This is a genomic window from Alphaproteobacteria bacterium (assembly GCA_040216735.1).
GTDB lineage: Bacteria > Pseudomonadota > Alphaproteobacteria > SHVP01 > SHVP01 > CALJDF01.
Genome location: JAVJOO010000002.1, coordinates 1042498 through 1061069 on the forward strand (window position 1 = coordinate 1042498; position 18572 = coordinate 1061069).

Annotated in this window: 20 protein-coding genes; 11 read left to right on the forward strand and 9 right to left on the reverse strand. The window is 60.7% G+C overall.

All coding sequences use genetic code 11. From position 1 onward, the window contains the following. The first annotated feature begins 4 nt into the window (after positions 1 to 4). The 10 genes from RID42_06330 to RID42_06375 all read left to right on the forward strand — a co-directional run bounded on the left by RID42_06330 (position 5) and on the right by RID42_06375 (position 7993). On the forward strand, positions 5 to 295 hold the full coding sequence (locus RID42_06330) for an STAS domain-containing protein (GenBank protein MEQ8247281.1): 291 nt from the start codon (positions 5 to 7) through the stop codon (positions 293 to 295). 2 nt (positions 296 to 297) lie between these two features. Next, positions 298 to 666 carry a response regulator gene (locus RID42_06335; protein ID MEQ8247282.1) on the forward strand — a complete coding sequence of 123 codons (369 nt, stop codon included), beginning with the start codon at positions 298 to 300 and terminating at the stop codon, positions 664 to 666. A 23-nt stretch (positions 667 to 689) separates the two neighbouring features. Further along, positions 690 to 2882 (forward strand): chemotaxis protein CheA, encoded by a 2193-nt coding sequence (locus tag RID42_06340; protein MEQ8247283.1) that lies wholly within the window; start codon positions 690 to 692, stop codon positions 2880 to 2882. Between the two features lie 13 nt (positions 2883 to 2895). Beyond that, positions 2896 to 3411, forward strand: coding sequence for a chemotaxis protein CheW (locus RID42_06345; GenBank protein MEQ8247284.1), 516 nt, complete (start codon positions 2896 to 2898; stop codon positions 3409 to 3411). Between the two features lie 7 nt (positions 3412 to 3418). After that, positions 3419 to 4282, forward strand: a complete 864-nt coding sequence (locus RID42_06350) for a protein-glutamate O-methyltransferase (protein MEQ8247285.1) — start codon at positions 3419 to 3421, stop codon at positions 4280 to 4282. Between the two features lie 10 nt (positions 4283 to 4292). Continuing rightward, on the forward strand, positions 4293 to 5354 hold the full coding sequence (locus RID42_06355) for a chemotaxis response regulator protein-glutamate methylesterase (protein ID MEQ8247286.1): 1062 nt from the start codon (positions 4293 to 4295) through the stop codon (positions 5352 to 5354). A 14-nt stretch (positions 5355 to 5368) separates the two neighbouring features. Further along, positions 5369 to 5758 (forward strand): response regulator, encoded by a 390-nt coding sequence (locus tag RID42_06360; GenBank protein ID MEQ8247287.1) that lies wholly within the window; start codon positions 5369 to 5371, stop codon positions 5756 to 5758. Positions 5759 to 5762: 4 nt separating this feature from the next. Beyond that, the gene (locus tag RID42_06365) at positions 5763 to 6959 is read left to right on the forward strand and encodes a pentapeptide repeat-containing protein (GenBank protein MEQ8247288.1); all 1197 of its coding nucleotides are present in this window, start codon (positions 5763 to 5765) and stop codon (positions 6957 to 6959) included. A 187-nt stretch (positions 6960 to 7146) separates the two neighbouring features. Further along, positions 7147 to 7575: a chemotaxis protein CheD gene (locus RID42_06370; protein MEQ8247289.1), complete on the forward strand. Its 429-nt coding sequence runs from the start codon at positions 7147 to 7149 to the stop codon at positions 7573 to 7575. A 1-nt stretch (position 7576) separates the two neighbouring features. Beyond that, positions 7577 to 7993, forward strand: coding sequence for a hypothetical protein (locus RID42_06375; GenBank protein ID MEQ8247290.1), 417 nt, complete (start codon positions 7577 to 7579; stop codon positions 7991 to 7993). Positions 7994 to 7997: 4 nt separating this feature from the next. On the opposite strand, the gene RID42_06380 is transcribed toward RID42_06375, so the two are convergent. After that, positions 7998 to 8450 carry a hypothetical protein gene (locus RID42_06380; protein MEQ8247291.1) on the reverse strand — a complete coding sequence of 151 codons (453 nt, stop codon included), beginning with the start codon at positions 8448 to 8450 and terminating at the stop codon, positions 7998 to 8000. 113 nt (positions 8451 to 8563) lie between these two features. Here RID42_06380 and RID42_06385 point away from each other — a divergent pair, with 113 nt between their 5' ends. Then, a complete protein-coding gene (locus RID42_06385) occupies positions 8564 to 9292 on the forward strand; it encodes a glycerophosphoryl diester phosphodiesterase (protein MEQ8247292.1) in 729 nt (242 codons plus the stop codon). Here the strand turns inward: RID42_06385 and RID42_06390 are convergent. From RID42_06390 to RID42_06425, 8 genes are all read right to left on the reverse strand, one after another. After that, positions 9270 to 10661, reverse strand: coding sequence for an ATP-binding protein (locus RID42_06390; GenBank protein MEQ8247293.1), 1392 nt, complete (start codon positions 10659 to 10661; stop codon positions 9270 to 9272). The two genes, RID42_06385 and RID42_06390, sit on opposite strands and share 23 nt — an antisense overlap. Next, the gene (locus RID42_06395; GenBank protein ID MEQ8247294.1) at positions 10654 to 11325 is read right to left on the reverse strand and encodes a response regulator transcription factor; all 672 of its coding nucleotides are present in this window, start codon (positions 11323 to 11325) and stop codon (positions 10654 to 10656) included. The genes RID42_06390 and RID42_06395 overlap by 8 nt, the downstream gene beginning before the upstream one ends. A gap of 92 nt (positions 11326 to 11417) precedes the next feature. Then, complete coding sequence (locus RID42_06400) at positions 11418 to 12920, reverse strand: DegQ family serine endoprotease (protein MEQ8247295.1); 1503 nt, start codon at positions 12918 to 12920, stop codon at positions 11418 to 11420. A gap of 122 nt (positions 12921 to 13042) precedes the next feature. Continuing rightward, positions 13043 to 13957: a glutaminase gene (locus RID42_06405; protein ID MEQ8247296.1), complete on the reverse strand. Its 915-nt coding sequence runs from the start codon at positions 13955 to 13957 to the stop codon at positions 13043 to 13045. Between the two features lie 104 nt (positions 13958 to 14061). Further along, entirely contained in the window at positions 14062 to 14886 is an 825-nt protein-coding gene (locus RID42_06410; protein MEQ8247297.1) for a flagellin, read from the reverse strand. A 147-nt stretch (positions 14887 to 15033) separates the two neighbouring features. Further along, positions 15034 to 16371 carry an isochorismatase family cysteine hydrolase gene (locus RID42_06415; GenBank protein ID MEQ8247298.1) on the reverse strand — a complete coding sequence of 446 codons (1338 nt, stop codon included), beginning with the start codon at positions 16369 to 16371 and terminating at the stop codon, positions 15034 to 15036. Further along, the gene (locus RID42_06420) at positions 16368 to 17615 is read right to left on the reverse strand and encodes a pentapeptide repeat-containing protein (GenBank protein MEQ8247299.1); all 1248 of its coding nucleotides are present in this window, start codon (positions 17613 to 17615) and stop codon (positions 16368 to 16370) included. Before RID42_06420 ends, RID42_06415 begins: the two co-directional genes overlap by 4 nt. Positions 17616 to 17768: 153 nt before the next feature. Then, the gene (locus RID42_06425; GenBank protein ID MEQ8247300.1) at positions 17769 to 18563 is read right to left on the reverse strand and encodes an alpha/beta hydrolase; all 795 of its coding nucleotides are present in this window, start codon (positions 18561 to 18563) and stop codon (positions 17769 to 17771) included. Positions 18564 to 18572: the final 9 nt, after the last annotated feature.

Sequence of the window (18572 nt, forward strand, 5' to 3'; positions counted from 1 at the left end):
CGGTATGGGAGACTTCGTACTGAACGAATCGCCAGAGGGCGTGAACCTGAAGCTTCCCGCGGTTCTAGACTTTGCGGCGGCTGAGGCTTTCTTGCAGGTTGCTCGGGAAATCGGCGATCGTCCGTGCGCAATCGACGCGTCCGAAGTTGCCCGGTTTTCGACGCCTTGCGCCCAAATCTTGGTTGCCCTGCTACGGGCGGGTGCGGGTCGGAAGATCGTGAATGCTTCGAAAGCCATGAGCGATGCTGTCGGAGACCTTGGGTTGACGGATGAACTAGCGTTGGGAGCCAATTAGCGATGGCAAAATGCGTACTCACGGTAGACGACTCGAAGACAATTCGAGATATGCTTAAGTTCACGTTGGCGGGGGCAGGTTTTCAGGTCCACCAGGCCGAAGACGGGGTCGACGGCCTACGAGCCCTTAAGGCGGCCGGAACTGTCGACGTCATCATCACCGATATCAACATGCCGAATATGGACGGGTTCGAGTTCATCGAAAACGTCCGACGCGACGCGGCATACAAATCGACGCCGATCCTCGTTCTCACCACGGAAAGCGGTGCCGACAAAAAGACCCGCGCGCGCGCGGCGGGCGCGACGGGGTGGATTGTCAAGCCGTTCGATCCGCAAAAATTGCTCGACGTTATCCGTAAAGTTTCCCCTTAGTCTGGCGAGCAACGACACAGACCATGGCCGATTTAAGCGAATTCAAAGCGACTTTCTTCCTCGAGTGTAAAGAGCTCTTGGAGGATATGGAGTCGGGCCTCATGGCGATGGACGCCGGCGAGCCCGCGACCGATCATATCGACGCCATTTTTCGCGCGGTCCATTCGGTCAAGGGCGGTGCCGGGGCATTCGGGTTTGAGGAACTCGTTGAGTTCGCCCACATTTTTGAGACTGTCCTCGACAGAATTCGGCAGGGCGTCGTTCCGGCCGACGAACCTGTCGTCGAACTTCTGCTGCGTTCGGGCGACATTCTGGCCGATTTCATGGGAAAGGCCGAAGCGGAGGAACCCGTCCCCGATGGATTTGGGGCCGAAGCGCGGGCCGAACTGCATGCTTTGGAATCCGGTGCCAGTGGGCAGGGCGGCGATGAGGGCGATGCCGCACCCGAGGAATTTGACGATTTGGAATTCACGCCCATCGCAACGTCCGACGAAGACGACGAGGGGATGGAAGATTTCGACGGCATCGCCTTTAACCCGATCACGGCGCAGGAAATGGGGCACGAGATCCCCAACGGGACCGAGTTCAAGATCGAGTTTGCGCCCCGACCGGAGCTATACCGCAGGTCGAACGAACCGCTTCTATTGTTCCGGGATCTGAAGCGGCTCGGCAACCTAACGATTCGAGCCGATTTGTCGAAGATCCCAAACCTTGATCAGATGTTCGCCGATGGCGGATATCTGTCTTGGACGATACGGCTCGAGACCGACGCGCCGATCGATGCGATCCATGAGGTTTTCGAGTTTGTCGAGGACGACTGCGACCTAAAGATCGTCAAGCTTGGCGCGGGTGACGATGCGGTTCCGCCCGAAGCGGCACGAGATTTGGTGCCGCCAACGGGTGCCGCGCCGGCGAAGCCGGAAGTGCAGAAGCCAGCACCCGCTGCGACCGCTGCCAAGACTCCAAAGCCCACGGAGCCGGCCGCCAAGAAAGAAGCGAAAAAAGACGAAGGGCCGGCAGCGCCGACGACCATCCGCGTCGATTTGGATCGTGTCGATCGGGTCGTCGATATGGTTGGCGAACTGGTGATCACGCAGGCGATGCTGCGACAAACCGTCGGAGAACTGCCTCCGGACGGCACCTACACAGAGCTGTGGCGCGGCCTGGAAGAGTTGTTCCATATCAGCCGCGAGTTGCAAGAGAGCGTGATGGCGATCCGTGCGCAACCCGTTGGTTCGGTCTTCCAGCGGATGCCGCGTTTGGTCCGCGAACTATCGGCGCAAACCGGTAAGAAAGTGCGCCTGGTGATGCAGGGCGAAGGCACCGAAGTCGATAAGACCGTGACTGAACGTTTGTCCGACCCTCTAACCCACATGATCCGAAACGCCCTCGACCATGGCATCGAAACGCCCGACGAACGGACTGCGGCGGGCAAACCCGCGGAGGGTGTCGTGCGCCTTTCCGCGGAACACAAAGGCGGTCGAATCGTGATTGAGCTATCCGACGATGGGCGCGGAATAAATCGCGAGCGGGTTAAGGAAAAGGCGTTGGAGAAAGGCTTGATTCAGCCCGATGCAATCCTGAGCGACGAAGAAATTGACACCCTCATTTTTGCGCCAGGGTTTTCCACGGCCTCGACTGTATCGAACCTATCTGGGCGTGGTGTAGGCATGGACGTGGTCAAGCGTAACGTTCAAGACCTAGGTGGCAGAATCGGAATCAAATCCGCCCCCGGAAAAGGGTCCTCGATCACACTGACGCTCCCTCTGACGCTCGCGGTGATGGACGGCATGGTGGTGTCGCTTGGTTCGGAAACCTACATCATGCCGATCGCAAATATCGTCGAGTGTCTTCGACCGCAGAAGGGAGATATTCAGAGGGCCGGCGATGGTGGCGATGTCCTCCTATTGCGTGGCGAAATCGTGCCGGTTCTCCGTTTGGGCACATACTTTAAGGTGTCCGACGCACGTTCCGACCTGCGCGATGGCGTCGTGGTTGTGGTCGAAGTAGAGGGCGGCGCGAAGCTTGGGTTGGCTGTGGACGAACTGCTCGGTCAGCAACAGGTGGTCATCAAAAGCATTGAAGAAAACTACGGACAAATCGATGGCGTCGGCGCTGCGACGATCCTTGGAAACGGACAGGTTGCGCTCATTCTCGATGTTGATGCCTTTGGCCGGCTCGACCGGCCGGGCGGTCAATCGAGCCAGTTGAATTAGGTTGGAAAAGCCAATGGCTGACACTTCGCAGGTTCAAGGAAACGATGCGGCGCAACCCGATGCCGAGGACGCGCCTGGCCATCAATACATCGCGTTCGAGATCGGCGACCGGGAATTCGGCGTCGATATTATGGCCGTTCGAGAGATCAGGGGATGGTCGAGGGCGACAAAAATACCAAACTCACCCAGGGAAATACTCGGGGTCGTCAATCTTCGCGGCGCGATCATCCCGATCCTCGACTTAAGGGCGTGTTTCGGCGAAGAGCTTACCAAAGTGGAAAAGTCGCACGTTGTTATCATCGTGCTAATCGGCAAGCGCGTCGCCGGAATTCTCGTCGATGCGGTTTCCGACATCTTGAGCGTGCGCCACGCAGACGTTCAGCCGATCCCCGAGGTCGACCGGCGCGGGAGTGACGCGATGGTCAGCGAGGTTATCGTGATCGACAAGAGGTTGGTCGGCGTTCTGTCGCTCGAACGACTGATGTCGCAGTCCAAGTTGGCGGCCGCCGGCGCGGCTTTCGGAGGCTAGTAGAGTCATGGCGACGTTGCATTCGTCCGAGGCCAATAACTCTTGGAACCAAGAATTTTCTTTGGGAGACGATGAATTTCGCTTCCTTGCTTCGCTGATCTACGATCGTACCGGTATCGTCGTTGGGGACAATAAGCGAAACCTCGTCTACTCGCGCCTTGCGCGGCGAATCCGACTGCTGAAACTCTCGTCGTTTCGAGATTATTGCGACCTGCTGGAATCGTCAGCAGGCGAGGACGAGCTCCCTGAAACGATCAACGCGGTGACGACGAACCTCACCAAGTTCTTTCGCGAAGATCACCACTTCGACCATCTGCGCAAGGACGTCGTACCGAAGCTGTTCTCGGCTGGCCGGCGGAAGTCGAAGATACGTCTTTGGTCGGCGGGTTGTTCCTCCGGTCAGGAACCGTTTTCGATCGCGATGACCCTGGCCGATTCGGTACCCGATCTGGCGAGCTGGGATGCCAAGATCCTCGCGACGGATCTCGATTCCAACATGATCGCCCGGTCGGCCACAGGCGAATATGCCGCACGGGAGATCGAGACGATTCCGCCGGCGACGCGGAAGAAATACCTGACGGGCAAGAAGGGCGACGCGAGCCAGACATTTAGCAACGAGTTACGGCGACTCATTACCTTCAAGCAACTAAACCTCCTGCATCAATGGCCGATGAAGGGTCCGTTCGACATTATCTTTTTCCGCAACGTCGTGATCTACTTCGACGTAGAAACCCAACGCGACATCCTTGGCCGGATGTGGTCGATGCTCGCGGACGATGGCTACTTGTATGTAGGGCACTCCGAGAACCTAAGTCGGGTCACCGACCGGTTCGCTTTGGTGGGCCGTACCATCTACCGCAAGGTATTGTGAGGCGCATGCCATGGGGTCAGTAACACGTGTCGTTATCGTCGACGACTCATCCTTGTTTCGAAAAGTTCTAGAGCAAATCCTCAGCCGAGATCCAGAAATAGAGGTCGTCGGCACTGCAGAAGACGCGTTCGTCGCGCGCGAGATGATCAAGGATCTCAACCCCGACGTCATCACGCTCGACATCGAAATGCCCAACATGGACGGGCTGTCCTTCCTTGAGAAAATCATGCGGCTGCGCCCGATGCCCGTCGTCATGGTCTCCACGCTGACGCAACACGGCGCGGAGGCGGCCCTAAAGGCGCTCGAAATGGGGGCGGTCGATTACCACCCAAAACCGACCGCGGGGGTCTTGGATCAGTTGGAAGCCGACGCGGAAGCGCTGTGCGCCAAGGTCAAAGGTGCCGCGAAGGCCAAGGCTGGCTACGGTCTAAGATTGGCTTCGGCTGTTGTTAAGAAGCCTGCGAGCAACAAATTGGTGCGGCCTAACTACCGGCCCGGGAGCAAGTTGATCGCGATAGGGTCATCCACGGGTGGCGTCGAGGCGCTGCACCAAGTGATCCCCTATCTGCCTGAAAATTGCCCACCCACAGTGATTACCCAACATATGCCTGCGTCCTTTACGCAGGCCTTCGCCAACCGCCTCAACAACGTTTCCGCGGCGACTGTTTCCGAGGCGCAGGACGGCGACCCCATCGTGCCGGGGCGGGTCTATGTTGCGCCTGGCGGCGATGCCCACCTTGAAGTTCGACGCGACGGGGCGCGGCTGGTTTGCAAGCTTGTCGAAGGCCCGCTGACCTCCGGCCATCGGCCATCGGTCGACGTCCTGTTTACCTCGGTGGCGAAGGTCGCGAGCGCGAGCGCAATCGGCGTAATTTTGACGGGAATGGGCCGAGACGGCGCCTCCGGGCTCAAGCTCATCCGCGATGGCGGCGGTCATACGATCGGCCAAAATGAGGAATCGTGCGTCGTTTATGGGATGCCGCGGGTAGCCCATGAAATCGGTGGCGTCGAAGTACAAGTCTCGCTCGACAAAGTGGCTGAAAAAATTCTCGAGTTCTGTAACGCAGCGTAATCAGGAATATAGGAATGCCAAATCCAAAGAATATCCGTGTCTTGGTCGTTGACGATCAGATGAGTATGCGTGGCCTGACGCGATACAGTCTTGAGCAACTTGGCTTCAAGACGATCTCCGAAGCTCCGGACGGTAAGGCCGGTTTTGAGTCGGCGACCAAAAACCCTGTCGACCTCATCATTTCGGACTACAACATGCCCGAAATGGACGGCCTTCAGTTCTTGCGGGCGGTTCGCGCAGATCCAAATATGCGCAAAACGCCTTTCATCATGGTCACTGGGCGTGGAGATAAGGAGTTGGTGACGAAAGCCGCACAGGCAGGGGTCAACAACTACGTCATCAAACCCTTTACGGTCGAGATTCTGAAAAAGAAGATCGAAGCCGTCGTCGGTCGTCTCGAATAGTCGTTTGGACGACGCGGTTAAAAATAGCCTACGGCTCCATGCCCTATGGCGTCAGGGCCGCGAAGGCGGCGTTCGCGCCGACTTCAGCGGCGCCGACCTATCCGGCGTCCAGTTTGGGGCTGCCGACCTCCATGGGGCAAAGTTCCGTGGAGCGACGTTGGTCGGTTGTTCGTTTGTCGGTGCGTCGCTCCGAAATGCCGACCTATTCAAAGCGGACTTAAGAGACGCAGACCTCAGTTATGTCGATCTCGAGGGCGCGGACGTACGTGCGGCGAGCTTTGCCAACGCCAAGCTGAAGGGTGCCCGCTTGCTGGGGGTGAGCTTTCGTCGGGGCCTCCGGATGAAAGCCGACGGTAGCGGCGAGCCCGAGGTCATTCGACAAGACCTGTCTGGTGCGGACCTCGACAATGCGGACCTACGCGGGGTTGACGCGAGTGCCGCCAACCTCACGGCCGCGTCGCTCAAAGGCGCTATCCTTACCGAAACAGAGTTCGCCGACGCGGATCTAACCAACGCGGATCTATCGGGCGCAGATTTGCGGGATTCGAACCTGACCGGCGTGAGCCTCAGCGGTGCCAATCTGGCCCAGGCGATGTTGAGCGACGCACGTTTGGACAAGGCGAAACTTGACGGCGCCAATTTGTCCGGGGCCGATCTCAAAGGGGCCCGGGTCGAACGGGATCAGGTCGCTGGTGCCATTCGCGACGAGAGTATCGCGACCCCGGCCCAGGCGCGCGAACTGGCAATGGCCGAGCTCAGCCGCCACCAGGTGTGGTTGCGCACCGGCGAGGGCGAGCGGGCATCTCTTCAGGGCGCCAACCTCGATGGCGTCGATTTGCGTAAACGCGACCTTAGTGGCGTCGTGTTCATCGGGGCGCACCTGCGGTCGGCCAAGCTTACAGGCGCTTTGCTGCGTCTCGCCGATCTTTCCGAGGCCGATCTCTCCCACGCCGATCTTTCGGGATGCGATCTTCGCGGCGCCAATCTGCGCAGCGCGAACCTAAGTGGCGCGAACCTCGACGGGGCGAACCTGGGCGTGGCGCGGATCAGAGCCGAGGACGGCGCCACCGTTCAGGACGAGACGCCGACCGATCTCACCGACGCGATTCTACACCGGGTGCACCTCGCCGGTGCGAAACTCAAAGGCGCGGTGTCCAACTGGCCGGGCGGGCTCGATGCTCTCTCCGCGCCTACCGGTTGACACCATGAATGCGGGTACCGACAGCGACAGCCGTAGGCGCTTCTTCGATGCGAACAAGCAGCAATGGTTTGTGCGCGTTTCGCAGGGAGACTATTACATCACCTCGGACGCAGACGTTGTCCTGCATACGGTGCTCGGTTCTTGCATATCGGCATGTATCCGAGATCCGGTCCTAGGTGTGGGCGGGATGAACCATTTCCTACTCCCCAATGCAGAGAACATCGACCTAAAAGCGGGTGGCGCCGAGGCGCTTGCCTTGCGGTACGGAAACTATGCGATGGAGTTGCTGATCAACGGCTTGTTGAAGCGTGGTGCGGTGCGGAATCGGCTTGAAATAAAATTGTTCGGCGGGGGCAATGTCGTGAAGGGTATTACCGGCATCGGCCACAAGAACGCGGACTTCATCGAAGCCTATCTTGCGGCCGAAAGCTTGGCGGTTTCATCCCATCACCTGCGCGGGTTCGCCGCACGCAAGGTTCACTATTCGCCCAATAGCGGACGCGCCCGAATGCTGTTGATCGCCGACGACACTCAGAGGGATATTTTCAAGAAAGAGATGGCGCGTTCCGTTCGTGTCGAGCCGACACCCAGCGGCGACGTCGAGCTGTTCGACTGATATGTCTGACGAGGAAACACACGAGACGATCGACGGGCACGAGAAAGACCGGTGGGTTAGGCTCGACCGGCTTCTACGGGCGCTCGCGGAAGAGATCTCGATCGTCCGCCAACGGAAGATCAGGATTGCCGACAGTATCAGTGAAAAGATTGCCGAGTCGGGTTCGGAGTGGCTCCGCGACAGCGCTTTCGTCGCCGCGCTTCAAGATTTCGACCTGATGAGTCAGGAACTCGACCACGTCTCGTCGCTGCTCGCCGCCATCGGTGAATCGTTGAAGCACCGCGATGCCGTCGAAGTCGCTGTCGACCATGGGATCGAAGCGGTGAAACTTTCGTCGATGCGGACGCGCTTAAAGGCAGCCGTCTATGACGAAGTGCCGAGCGCTGCGGCGCTCGATGACCAGGACGAAATTTGGTAGGTCGCTAGTTCTGCATTTGATAGCGCCGCGCGAGCCAGAGGATGTAGTACTCCTCCTTGCTCTTGGGCTGTATCGATTCGATCCGGTCGAGGGTCGAACGTTCCCAGTTGTTGAGCGGGGCCGAAGAGAGCAAGCGCTGGCGTAACCCTTCCGAATTGCCGGTTCCGCTCCGCGTCGACGAGTTGGTTTGCCGCCGCAACTCGGCGATTTCATTCTGTAGCTTGCGGATCAACGCCCGGGCGAGCCAACTCTGCTTGTGGTCCTCGACCCAGGCGGTATTGGCAACGCCCTCATAATGCTTGGGCAGATGTTCGGTGAATAAGGTGTCGTAGGTCAGGCCGGCCCCGGTGACGATCGCCGCGGCTTTTCTCGCCGCCGAAAGGGCCTCTCCGTCGGAGTCCGACGTGGTCATCGCCAACACCTTGGAAAGCTTCCTGACATCGACATGTTGACCCATCAAGCCGCCCCACTCTGTGCCGGTTTCGTGTTAATGTTGAGCAACGCCACCCAACACCTTGTTCTACATATACTAAAAGTTACCCACAGGTCACGCAATATGTTGTGCTTTCGGTGATCGACGGCATCCTTCCTTTTGTGATCGGCCACCGGGGGGCGAGCGGGTCGGCGCCTGAAAACACCCTCGCTGCGGCCTGCCGTGCCCATGACCTCGGCGCCCGGTGGATCGAGATCGACGTTCAACTGGCAAAGGACGGTGTTCCGGTCGTTTTCCACGACCACACGCTCGAGCGCACGACGAATGGCGAGGGCGCCGTTGCTGCCCAAACCGCGGACCAACTCGCGAGGCTGGATGCAGGGGCGTGGTTCTCCCCGGACTTCGCCGGTGAGCGTGTCCCAACGCTAGAAGAAATGCTCTCGGTCTGCCGTGAGATCGGTCTCGGGCTCAATGTCGAACTCAAGCCTGCCGTAGGTACCGATTTGGCGACGGCGCGCGCCGTCGCCGATGTCCTGCGCGGTGCCGACCAACCGCTTCTGATCAGCAGTTTCTCAATCCTGGCGCTCGCGGCGTTTCACGATGCCGCGCCGCATCTGTCGCTCGGCGCGCTCTTCAAGAGACCGCCGCAAACCCGGGCGCCCTTGTCGGGCCTGCCGTTCTATTCGGTCCATGTGGCGGCAAACGCTACCGAAAAGGCCGATGTCACCCGCTTAACTCTCGGCGGATACCGCGTCCTGGTTTACACCGTGAACGATGTCGCGCTCGGGTCGCGGCTACGCGATTGGGGGGTGACGGCGATCTTCACCGACCACCCAAATCGATTCACGGCGCAGAATTCGGCTTAGCCTCGCCCCGACTCAGCGCAAATATCAGCGTCGCGATGACGCCGGGGCGATTGTCGTCGATCGTCAACTGGGCGTCGTGTAGGCGCGCGACGGCGCGCACAAGGCTGAGGCCCAGGCCGCTCCCGGGGTTCGACCGGCTGGTATCCGCGCGGTAGAAGCGTTCCAGCACTTTCTCGCGGTCCGCCGCGGGAATACCTGGGCCGGCATCGGCCACGCTGAGTACAGCGGTTCCGTCGCGGGCGACGACCCGCACGGAGATACGCTGGCGTCCATATTTGATCGCATTGTCGAGCAGGTTTGAGATCGCCTGGGACAGGAGCGCTCGGTGCGCGCGAATACGCAAGCCAGGCTCTAGCTCGCCTGAAAGATCGATACCGGAATCCTCCGCCGCCGGCGCAAAGAGTTCGATAACCTCACCCACCAATTCGGCCGGGTCGAGATACTCCATCTCCTGGTGGAGCGCCCCTGACTCCGCGCGCGCAATGGCCAAGAGGGCATTGAACGTCGCGATTAACGAATCGATCTCCTCGACCGTTTGCGCAAGGAGGTCGCGGTAGTCCGGTTCGGTTCTGCGTGCCATCAACGCGACGTCGATCCGCGTGCGCATTCTGTTGAGGGGCGTCCGAAGGTCGTGGGCAATGTTGTCCGATACGTTGCGCATTCCCAACATCAAACGCTCGATGCGGTCGAGCATCGAATTGAGGTTGAGCGCAAGTTGCGCGAGTTCGTCGTTGCCGCCCGCAACGGGAACGCGTTGGGTAAGATCGCCGGCCATGATTTCCCGGCTGGTCCGGTTGATCGCTTCGACGCGCCGCAAGGTCCCGCGGCTAACCGCGAGCGCGCCGCCCAGGCCGAGGATCAAAATCGCCGCGAAAGCCCATACCAACGAGCGGCGGATGCGCGTCGTGACTTGGTTGCGTTCTTCGACGTCGCGCCCAACGAGCATCTGAAACCCGCCGACGAGGCGCAGATGTCGCGCGCGCGCTGCGCGTTCTTGCAGCGTGCCGGCGATCGGGCGTTCGAAGCGGAAGTTTAACCATCCCTGGGCATCGGCGTCGCCCGGCGGCCACCCGTCCAGGTTTCCCGCCAAAAGGCGGCCCGCCGGATCGATCAGGAGGTAGAGGCTCTGCCGTTGGTTGCGGCTGCGTTCTTCGACAATGGCGCTCAACCCCCGCAGCCCACGACTCCGGTAGGTCTCTGACAGTCCAGTAATTTCGGCGTTGATCGTGGCGTCCGTCTGCCGTTCGATGAACGCTGCGGTCGACCAGAAAACGAACAGGATTAGGGCGGCGCCGGACAGTCCGAAGAGCCCCAGGTATCCCAGTGCGATTCGAAAGGTATAGGTACGGAAAAGCGTGAACTTAGGCACGCAGCACGTATCCGGATCCCCGCACGGTGTGGAGCAGGGGGACTTCGAAGCCTTTGTCGATCTTAGCGCGCAAACGGCTGATATGGACGTCGATCACGTTGGTCTGCGGATCGAAATGATAGCCCCATACCTGTTCCAAGAGCATCGTGCGGGTGACCACGCGCCCGGCATTTCGCATGAGGTGCTCCAGGAGCGCGAACTCCCGCGGTTGGAGGGCGATCTGCTGCCCGTGGCGGGTCACCTGTCGCGAAAGCAGATCCATTTCAAGATCGGCGACTTTGAGCGCTGTTTCCTGGCCGCTTCCGGTCCCGCGCCGGGCCAGTCCCTCGATCCGAGCCAGCAGTTCGGCGAACGCGTAGGGTTTGGCGAGGTAGTCGTCTCCACCCGCACGCAGGCCTTTCACGCGATCGTCGACCTCCCCAAGCGCGCTTAGGAACAACACCGGCGTGGTATTGCCGTCGCGGCGCAATTGTTGGACCAAGGCGATGCCGTCCATACCCGGAAGCATCCGGTCGACGACCATCACGTCGTAGGTGCCAGAGTTGGCCTGCGCATAACCGGTGAGACCATCGGCCGCGTGGTCCGCTACATGCCCGCTCTCACGCAGGCCCTTGACCACATAGCCCGCGGTCTCGCGGTCGTCCTCAACAATCAATATGTGCATGTCGCCGGTTCCACGACGCGAAGACTACTCAATTCGCGCAAGGCATGCAGTAGGACGATGCCGGACCGGTAGGCCGACATCGTCCTGTCCTGTCACGCGACGCCGAGCGGTAGCGCGATAAACTGTTCGTGACCGGCGCGGCTTATGAGAACGAGCACCGCTTTGCGCTTTTGTTCCTTGGCCACTGCGATGCCCTTCACCACATCGGCTGGCCTTGTCACGTTGTCGTCACCGACGGCGACAATGACGTCGCCGGGCCGGACCCCTTTTTCGAAGGCAGGCCCATCGGGGTCGATGTCGGTAACGATCACGCCGGAAACCGAGTCGTCGATATCGAACGCCCGGCGTTTGGCCGGATCCAAGCTGGCAAGAGCCATCCCCAATTGTCCCGCGTTCTCTTCGGGGTGCGCGACTTGGGCTAACCCAAGTGTATCGGGCGACGCACCGACGGTGACGTTCATTCCAAGCTCACGGCCGCCGCGGATGATTTTCAGTTTGGCAACGGTGTCAGGTGCCATGGTTCCGATCGCTTTCGGCAGGTCGCGCACCGATTCGATGACGGATCGATCCACCCCGACGATAAGGTCGCCGACCTTTAGACCGGCCTGCGCGGCGGGGCTATCGGATACCACGTTCGAGACCAACGCCCCCCTGGGCGTCTCCAATCCGAGGCTCTCGGCAATGTCCGGCGATACCGCTTGGATGCTGACCCCCAACCAGCCCCGCTCAACAACCCCGGATTTCTGAAGTTGGGCGATCACCGCCTTTGCGGTCTCGGCCGGTACGGCGAAACCAATGCCGACATTGCCCCCGGTCGGCGAGAAGATCGCGGTGTTGACGCCGACAACCTCTCCCTTGAGGTTGAACGCGGGGCCACCGGAGTTCCCCCGGTTGATCGCCGCGTCGATTTGCATGAACCCGTCGTAGGGGCCGTTAGGGCCGAGGCTACGACCATGCGCCGAGACGATCCCAGCCGTGACGGTGTTGCCCAATCCGAAGGGGCTGCCGACGGCAATCACCCACTCGCCGACGCGCGGCGTCGCGTCCGCGAACGTCACGAACGGTAAGTCTCGACCGTCGATCTTCAGCAGGGCAAGGTCGGTCTTCGGATCGCGCCCGAGCCGGGTGGCGGTGAACTCCCGGCCGTCCTGGAGCGTCACGACGATCTTATCGGCCTCGCCGGCAACGTGGTCGTTGGTGACGATGTAGCCGTCTGGCGAAATAATGAACCCCGATCCCAGCCCTTGGGTCTGTTGCGGGCCACGCGACTCCGGCGCGCGCTGGCCAAACCGTTCGCTGAATTCTTCACCGAAGAACCGTTTGAGACCGTCCGGCAGTTCGGGCGGCGCGCCCGCCGACTGGGCCGCCTGTGGAGACATCTTTTGGGTGACCTGGATATTGACGACCGCCGGGGCCACGGCCTCGGTCACGTCGGCGAAGTTGGGCATCGCCTGGACGGCCACCTCGGCGGGTGGGCTGAGGGGGGACGCGGCGCGCAACGACTCAGGGGCGCCGAAGACGAGGAGGGCGCCGGTCGCGAGCGCTGCCGCGGTCAAGGCGCTGGTACGCAGAAGACGGTTCTTTCGGGTGATCATAACTTCCTCTCAACATGCTGTTCGGGCGGTAGCAGGGAGCAGGGCCCGGTGACATCCATGTAGAGATCGAACATGAAGCCGATCTATCGCGTGGATTAAGCTTTGTTCATGTTGAAGCGTCGCTAGAATACCGAGCGCCCCAGGATGGAAGTCAACGCCTCAAGGGCGGCAACACCGGCGCTTGAGTTGCCCGATTCCTCGAGTGCGGGGCTCCACACACACACAGCGAATTCCCGTGGCAGGACGGCCGCGATTCCGCCGCCGACGCCGCTCTTGGCGGGCAGTCCGACGCGGTAGGCAAAATCGCCGGCGGCGTCGTATAGGCCGCACGTCATCATGAGGGCGTTAATGCGTTTGGCCTGCTGCTTAGTGAGGACGGCTTCCCCTAACAATGGCGAAAAGCCGCCATTGGCAAGCGGTAGGAAGGCGCGCGCAAGGTCGGTGCACCGCAACGATAGCGCGCATTGATGAAAGTAAAGATCCAGAACGTCGTCGACGGGGTGGACCAAATTGCCTTGGGACTTAAGAAAATTCGCTAAAGCCGCGTTGCGATAACCGGTCTCTCGCTCCGATGCCGCAACCTCGGAATCGTAGCGGGCTTCGGGGTTGCCGCTGAGCGCGCGGACGAAGTCGAGCAGCATCTTTTTAGCGTCGCGGGTATGACTGAGGAGGATATCGGCGATAACAATGGCGCCCGCGTTGATCAGAGGGTTTCGCGGGATCCCGTGTTCGGTCTCCAATTGGACGAGCGAATTGAATGCCGAGCCAGACGGTTCACGCCCGACTCGCGCCCATAGATCGTCGCCCACATGCCGAATTGCCAGCATCAGGGTGAAGACCTTTGAAATACTCTGAACGGAGAACGCGACGTTGGCGTCGCCCCGGGTCGCGGAGTCGCCGTCTACCGCCGCAAGGGCAATGCCGAATTGTTCGGGCCTGACCTCAGCGAGCGCTGGGATATAGGACGCGACTTTGCCCCGCGCCAATGCCGGTGCGGCCTTTGTCGCCACCCGTTCAAGGAGTTCTTGGAAGTCCATGCGGCGGAGTGTGCATCACGGCGTGACGGTGCGATAGCGGGGCCAAAAAAATAGGTCCGATGCCGCTGGCGTATCGGCTGGAGGGCGCGGTAGCGTCTGGCGTGCTAACCCTGGAAGAGCGATAGGATGGTGCTTGGCGCGGCGTTTGCGATCGACAGGGACTGAACGCCCAACTGCTGCTGGACCTGCAGAGCGGTCAAGCTCGCCGCCTCTTCGGCTAAGTCGGCATCGACTAGGTTGCCAAGCCCTGCCGTAAGAATGTCGATGAGCGAGGTGGTGAACTCGGTCTGGACCTCGATTCGGTTGGCTGCCGAGCCCAACGAGGCGAGTTTATCGGCAACCGTCGTGATGGCGGAATCGATCGCCGTCAAAGCCGTTGACGCGCCGGCGCTCGTCGTCAAATCGATGCTGGCGATACCTAGCGTCGAGGTGTCCATGCTCTGGGCGCTGACGGCAATGACGCTGCCCTCCGCCGTGCTGAGAACGCTTGTCGTCGTGGCGCCGGACGAAATGAGGTTGAGGTTGTTGAATTCCGCCGTTGCGACGATGGTCGAGATTTGCTCCCGCAGGGCGGTGAAATCGCTGTTTAGAGCCGTGCGTGACGCGGAGTCGAGGCCCGCCTGATTCGCCTGTACGATCTTGGCCTTCATCTCGATCAACAGGTCGGCGATCGCCTTGCCTGCTGAGATCGCGACATTGGTCGTGGCCTCGCCATTGGCGAGCGCCGTTTTTACAGCCTTGGTGCCGGCAATGTCGCCGCGCAGGCGCAGCGCAATCTGGAAGGTTGCCGCGTCGTCCTTGGGGCCGTTGACCTTCAGGCCCGTCGTGATGCGGAGTTGGGTATTCTGCAGTTTCTTGTTGGTGGCATTGAGTTGCTGTAGCGCCGTCATCGCGCCGACGTTCGTCAGTATCGATAGCCCTTGAACCATGGCGCGCGCCCAATCCTTGCTGCACTACGATGGCGAGCCGCGCGGCGTTCTGCTCAGATCGCGACTCAACCAGCGTCAGTTTGGGCGTGCGAAGGTTAATTATCGGTAAAGGCGAAGGGCGCCGAGAGTTCGAGAGAGTGGGGGAGGCTAGCGATTAATTCGTCGTGCCGACCAGGCGGCGGAAATCTCGCCGGCCGCGACGACATCGGCAAAGTAAAGCCCCATGGTCTCGAGCGACGCTTCTTTGAGATGGGCATGTCGTCCGCGAGACGCCACGCCGTCGCGCGGCAGGACAATCCGGTAGTCGCGCATTTGACCGTCGCGGACCGTTGACTCGACGCAGGTTTGCGTCGCGGTGCCGGTGACGACGAGGGTGCGAATACCGTTCGTTCGCAAAAGCGTCTCCATCCGGGTGTCGGTAAATCCGCTATAGCGATGTTTAGGAACGATTTCTTCGCCGTCGATGGGGGCCAACGCATCGACCTGCGCCGCGCCCCAGGTTTCGGGCAGGGTCAACTGCATGACCTTCTCGTCTTCGCTCACGAGGCCCCGGTGGCCGCCGGCACGGGCGCTGGCCATGTTCAACCCCTGGACATGAATCACCAGGGCGCCGCATGCGCGGGCGGAATCGAGCAGTCCTTTGATGGCATCGATCGTGTCCGGAAAGTCGGAGAGGTCTTCGCCGTGCCGTCCCATCACGCCGTCGGCATGGCAGAAATCGTTCTGCATATCGACGATGACCAGGGCGGTGTGCCTTGGATCGACCACCGATTCGAAGCCATCCGGCGCGCGCGCCTTTTTGGCCTCGGGCGTCCACGAGCGCCGGCCCTTGGGGTCCGATTCGGTCCATACCGCGAGGACATCGTCCGATGTCGGGGTCTCGCCGAACAGCCGGGCGATATTGCCGAGCGCCTCCGCATGCCGGTCGGGTGAGGAGTAGGTCGCGTCGCTGGGCACGACAATGAAATAGTTTCGAAAGAACGCGTCACGGACCGTCGATTCGACGCAAACGTCGGTGCTTGTCCCGGTGACGACGAGATTCTCGATCGCGTTGCTGCGCAGGTATAGGTCGATCGGGGAATCCCAAAAGGCGCTATAGCGATGCTTAGTCACAACGATTTCGTTCTCGGCATCGTTGGGGCGCAGAGTCCCGTACCAGTCGGCGCCGAACGTCCCGGCAATACAGCTACCCGACGTTCGTCCCGGGCGATTGAGAACCTCGCCCATCGGATTGCCCATGACGATATCGTCGTAATGCGCACGGACCCACAGGATCAACATGCGCTGCCGCCGCGCCTCGGCAACGAGATCGTCGATGCGGGCGGCCACAACCGGCATTCGCGACAAATCGGCCCCGCGCTGCCCGAAAAACCCGTCCTTGGCGCAAAAGTCGTTTTGCATATCGATCACGACAAGCGCGGTATTGCGAGGGTCGACTTTTTCGGCCAAACGTCGTTGGCGCGCCTTGGGCGACGGTGCGGTCACTCGTCTGCCTCGTCCGTAGCGGCCTCTTCTCCGGTCCCAAACGCTTTGTCGTATTCGGTGATTTCGTCCTTCTTTTTCGGCTCCAAGATTGTACCGACCAGATTGGCCCCTTTGAGGTCGGCGTCCTGCAACAAGGTCCGAAACAGGTCGGCGCTTTGCAGGTCTGCACCGCTCAGGTCGGTCTTGCGAATCTGCCCCGTCCGTTTGCCTTCCGGCCCGGTTAGTTCGATCGGGCTCAAGTCAGCGTAGGTCAAGATGCATTCTTTCATCTTCGCGCCCTTCAAGCTGGCGCCGCGCAGGACCGACCGGCGCAAACTCGTTCCCTCCAAATTGGCGTTAGCGAAATCGACGAGTTCCAGCGTGCTATCGGAAAGGTCGGAGCCTGCCAGGTTGCATTCGCGCATGTTGGCGCCGCTCAAATAGACGTTGCGCAGGTCTTCGTGGCTCAGGTCTTGACCTGCTAAATCGGCCCGCGCACCTTCGCCGCCGTTCGAATCGATCCACAGGGCGTGGTCGCGCAGCATCCGTTGAATGTCGACCGCGAGCCGCGCGGTGCCGAGCGAAACCTTGGCATCGGTCAAGTTTGCGAGGGTTAGATCGACGCCGGCGAGCAAGGCCCCTTGCATATTCGCGCCCTGAACCCGCGCTTGATCGAGGTTGGCGTTCGTCAGGTTGGCACCCGTCATGTTTGCGTTCTTCAACTGAGCCGCCGACAGGTTGGCGCCGGTCAGATCCGCGCCGGTCAAATCGACCTCGTCCATCCCGACCCGGGTGAGGTTGGCGTTCTTAATACTGCTCCGCGTCATCCGGGCTTTTTTCAACTTAGTGTCTTCGAGGTTGGCGTCGTCCAAGTTCGCGTCGGTGAGGTCGACGACATCGCCGCGCGTTTCGTTGGCATCGATCATCGTCCCGGCGCGGAGGTCGGCTTCCGATAAATTGGCGCCCTGGAGCTTCACGCCGTGCAGGACCGCGCCGCGCAGGTCGGCTCTAGTCAGGTTCGCACCCCGCAGATCGGCGAACGAAAGATCGGCGCAAAACAGATCGGCAAAGCTCAGGTCGGCCTGGGTGAGCACGCAGTGACTTAAGTCGGCACCCGCCAAAATTGCCCCTTGGAGCACGATTTTTGGCAATTTCAGCCCGCGGAGTCGGGCGTTCTTGAGGGTTGCGCGTTGGCCGAGGTTGAAGCGGCCCGCCACGAAGTGGTGGTGCTTCTTGAGAATGTCGACCAATTCTTCAGGGGTCATCGGCTCTCCGCGTACGCGCGCCGCGGCCTGGCCCCGATCCCCAATCGGTGTGACGCCAGACGCAATTGCATCGTTCGGCGCAAGCCTAAGGGGCGAACGGCCCGTCGGTCAATCGGCGTCGCCGTAAAGCGACGGCGTGCGCGGCGTCTGCAGCTAGAGAACCTGCTGCGGCCTGCCGTCCGGGGTACCTTGATTAACCAAGAACGCTTCGGCCCGTTCCATGAAGTCGGCGAGGAGGTGGGCAAAGCGGGCGGGCTGGTCTGTCTCGATGCTGTGGGCTGCATCGTACACGTAAATGAGGTGCGAACGTGGAATGTCGCGCTTTAGCAACTGAACCGCTTCTTCGGGTACACGCCCATCCCGTGTCCCATGCATGATCATCGTCAGGCATTCGATCTTGCCGAGTTGGCCCGCAAGCTTTTCATCGAAGCTGGTTGCGCCGTGATAATGGCTCAACATCGACCTGTTCTTCGCGAGAACCGCGTCGGATTTCGTTTCCGGCGGCAGCCGGTCTGGATAGGCATACATTTGATGTTTGCGGATCTCGGGATCGTCGCTGGGCTTCGGTGCGGATTTCGGCCGGAAGCCTGCAGGATTTTCGAGGCAAAGCTGGCCGACCTTGGTCGGGTGGCGCACGGCCAACCATGCCGCGAGCCATCCGCCGAACGAGACCCCGACAACGTCGGCGGCCTCGCCGATTTCTTGGTCGATGAAATCGGCGACGAGATCGGCGAGCGACTCCATCGAATCGATGCCCGGTAGTTCCGAGGATCCGTCGAATCCCGGCAGAACGGGCATATAGACGGTCAGGTTCTTCGCCAGCGCTTCCAGGCCGGCGTTGGGTCGTACCCCGCCGGCGCCGTGGAGGTGGACCAATGGCCGCCCAGAACCGCCCGTGTGATATTTGATACTGCCTTTGGCAAGCTTGCTGGTTTTCTCTTTAAACAAAGCCGTTCT

What these genes read in the sequence shown, in the direction of transcription:
- RID42_06330 (MEQ8247281.1), top strand. Translation starts at nt 5, where the DNA reads ATGGGAGACTTCGTACTGAACGAATCGCCAGAGGGCGTGAACCTGAAG.
- RID42_06335 (MEQ8247282.1), top strand. Translation starts at nt 298, where the DNA reads ATGGCAAAATGCGTACTCACGGTAGACGACTCGAAGACAATTCGAGAT.
- RID42_06340 (MEQ8247283.1), top strand. Translation starts at nt 690, where the DNA reads ATGGCCGATTTAAGCGAATTCAAAGCGACTTTCTTCCTCGAGTGTAAA.
- RID42_06345 (MEQ8247284.1), top strand. Translation starts at nt 2,896, where the DNA reads ATGGCTGACACTTCGCAGGTTCAAGGAAACGATGCGGCGCAACCCGAT.
- RID42_06350 (MEQ8247285.1), top strand. Translation starts at nt 3,419, where the DNA reads ATGGCGACGTTGCATTCGTCCGAGGCCAATAACTCTTGGAACCAAGAA.
- RID42_06355 (MEQ8247286.1), top strand. Translation starts at nt 4,293, where the DNA reads ATGGGGTCAGTAACACGTGTCGTTATCGTCGACGACTCATCCTTGTTT.
- RID42_06360 (MEQ8247287.1), top strand. Translation starts at nt 5,369, where the DNA reads ATGCCAAATCCAAAGAATATCCGTGTCTTGGTCGTTGACGATCAGATG.
- RID42_06370 (MEQ8247289.1), top strand. Translation starts at nt 7,147, where the DNA reads ATGAACCATTTCCTACTCCCCAATGCAGAGAACATCGACCTAAAAGCG.
- RID42_06375 (MEQ8247290.1), top strand. Translation starts at nt 7,577, where the DNA reads ATGTCTGACGAGGAAACACACGAGACGATCGACGGGCACGAGAAAGAC.
- RID42_06380 (MEQ8247291.1), bottom strand. Translation starts at nt 8,450, where the DNA reads ATGGGTCAACATGTCGATGTCAGGAAGCTTTCCAAGGTGTTGGCGATG.
- RID42_06395 (MEQ8247294.1), bottom strand. Translation starts at nt 11,325, where the DNA reads ATGCACATATTGATTGTTGAGGACGACCGCGAGACCGCGGGCTATGTG.
- RID42_06400 (MEQ8247295.1), bottom strand. Translation starts at nt 12,920, where the DNA reads ATGATCACCCGAAAGAACCGTCTTCTGCGTACCAGCGCCTTGACCGCG.
- RID42_06405 (MEQ8247296.1), bottom strand. Translation starts at nt 13,957, where the DNA reads ATGGACTTCCAAGAACTCCTTGAACGGGTGGCGACAAAGGCCGCACCG.
- RID42_06410 (MEQ8247297.1), bottom strand. Translation starts at nt 14,886, where the DNA reads ATGGTTCAAGGGCTATCGATACTGACGAACGTCGGCGCGATGACGGCG.
- RID42_06420 (MEQ8247299.1), bottom strand. Translation starts at nt 17,615, where the DNA reads ATGACCCCTGAAGAATTGGTCGACATTCTCAAGAAGCACCACCACTTC.